The sequence below is a fragment of the Candidatus Neptunochlamydia vexilliferae genome, assembly GCF_015356785.1.
Classification (GTDB): domain Bacteria; phylum Chlamydiota; class Chlamydiia; order Chlamydiales; family Simkaniaceae; genus Neptunichlamydia; species Neptunichlamydia vexilliferae.
On record NZ_JAAEJV010000109.1, the window covers coordinates 1 to 2,073 of the forward strand.

The 2,073-nt window shown below is 36.3% G+C and carries 2 protein-coding genes; one reads left to right on the top strand and one right to left on the bottom strand.

Going from position 1 to position 2,073, the window contains the following annotated elements; genetic code table 11:
• The first annotated feature begins 525 nt into the window (after positions 1-525).
• Positions 526-1,359: a hypothetical protein gene (locus NEPTK9_RS09405; protein WP_194848575.1), complete on the top strand. Its 834-nt coding sequence runs from the start codon at positions 526-528 to the stop codon at positions 1,357-1,359.
• On the opposite strand, the gene NEPTK9_RS09410 is transcribed toward NEPTK9_RS09405, so the two are convergent.
• A complete protein-coding gene (locus NEPTK9_RS09410; protein ID WP_194848576.1) occupies positions 1,335-1,898 on the bottom strand; it encodes a hypothetical protein in 564 nt (187 codons plus the stop codon). The two genes, NEPTK9_RS09405 and NEPTK9_RS09410, sit on opposite strands and share 25 nt — an antisense overlap.
• Between the last annotated feature and the right edge of the window lie 175 nt (positions 1,899-2,073).

The window sequence follows — 2,073 nt, forward strand, 5'->3', positions numbered from 1 at the left end:
CGAAGGTAAGGGTCTAAATGGCCCTTTCCGAGATCAAAAAGGAGAAAAGAAAACTAAAATCCCCTGAGGCTGAGTAAAATAAACCCAAAACTGAGGTTAAGAGGTGTTGAACCTTTTACTCGTGCTTTACTACCCCGGAGTGCCACTTATTTCGCTGCGTAGGCAAATAGAATTGGCGTAGACACAAGATAATCGACCCTACTATGCATGGATTGATATATCTAAAATAGAACGCTTTAAGTTAGATAAGGTTTTACCTTAACTACTCATGTCGCATAGTTAAAGTGATTTTCACCACAGTCAGCACAAAAATTTCTTTTTCCAAAAGATTTCTGTAACACGCTAATTATAAATTACTTAAAAAATATACCATAATTGCATAGATTTAATTATAATTAGTTTGCTAAATAATTAATGAGAAACAATTGTTTTGCGTGCTATAATGTTTATATAAATTGAAATACGGGAAATAATTTTTAATCCCGATTTATTTTTGACATAATAAAACTTAAGGAAGGGGTGAGTATGTCGGCAAACAGTGATAATAAACGTATAGAAATAAGTGTTGGAGTGAAAATACAAAGTTTTTTGGAGCATGGCATTATATCCAGTGCCTCCATTGACAATAAAGGAATAACCAACACGTCAACATCTAATGATGAACAAAAGGTTGAGGGAGTATTCTTAAATTGCATTTCAAGCACTCAGGGAATTTATGCTTGCTTATTTAATCCTGCAAAAGGAGCTTTTGTTGTTGGACTAGAAGAAACGGTTGGTGAAAATGGGATTCTTGATGCAGCAATTAAACGAAACAAAGCAACCCTTACGGAAGCCGAAGAGAATATCAAAAACCAGTTCGGTTCTTTGGTCACCCCCACTGATAAACTCCTCAAGAGCGGGTCACGAAACAAAGTTTTACCAGAAGATGCAACGTTTTTAAGCGATGTTTCTAATAAGACACACCAGCTAATGCTTTTTCTAGTAAAAATTTCCGTAAAAACGGTTGAGCTGCCATCTGAAGATGGCTCAAAAGAGATAAGAAGAAAAGAAATTAAGCCAGAGGCTATCACACAAATCATTCTTAGTGCTCGCTTCAGACCAGAGCTTGAAAAAACAAAGTTAAAAGATGACAAACGGGTGATTTTTGTAGAGTCTGAAGGAACAGAGAAGTTGGTTTTTTCTTATAAAGATGAGTGGGGAGATCCGCAAACCATTACGATTAAAAAAGAAGTTTCTGTACCAGCTTATGAAAAAGCACTTGAAAGCATGGCTCTTAATAAAGACCTAAAGAAAGAACCATTAATAACCCACATGACAAGGCTATGGAGCCCCTCTCAGGAGGTAGACTCCACAAAATAATTGATTTCAGGAAGCTTTTTCTGGGCATTTTTTTGAGAAAAACTGATTATATCAGAGCCAACATTGAGGGCGTTGCTTAATGCCAGTTTATCAAGAAGACTCGAAGTTCTTCTGAGATATCTATAAGGATACTGTCTTAAAATTTTAAGAGCTATTGAAGAAAGAGTCTTAAGGCCATCTTGAGGAGGGGTTTTCTCAAAATTAGAGGTGTCTTCGATAAAGCTTTTGAAAAGTTTATCACATGCAGCCTGATACTCGATTGAATCAATGATTGGCTCAACCCTACCCCTTAAGTAGCATCGAAAGAGGATTTCAGCTTTATCTTCAGTAGAGAATGAGCCTAGTAATTCCTTATTTTCCTCATATAGACTTTTGTACCAATTAACTAGCTGAGGCAAGTCTTTATCTTGGTGGCCAACGTTAAACCGCTCACTTATGAAGTGGTTGACAGGTTCAATTCTTGAATAATCATCCGTGAGATAATAGCAGAGCAGCTCTTCTAGAGCTTTAGGCGATGATACAGAGCTTGAATTAGTCATATTGGACTCCTCTCTTGTTGCTGAGGCACTATTTTACCATAAACAGTCTACTTTTGTAAAGACATTTACTAAAAGATGCAGGGTTATTTGGTAAAAAAGATTTGTCATAATTCCAAATAGTTGAGATAAGTATTAGCTTCAGCAAGGTACAAAATAGGAGCTAGCTAAATGGGAA

Excerpts from the sequence above, each read along its gene's own strand:
- NEPTK9_RS09405 (WP_194848575.1), top strand. The coding sequence starts at position 526 with ATGTCGGCAAACAGTGATAATAAACGTATAGAAATAAGTGTTGGAGTG.
- NEPTK9_RS09410 (WP_194848576.1), bottom strand. The coding sequence starts at position 1,898 with ATGACTAATTCAAGCTCTGTATCATCGCCTAAAGCTCTAGAAGAGCTG.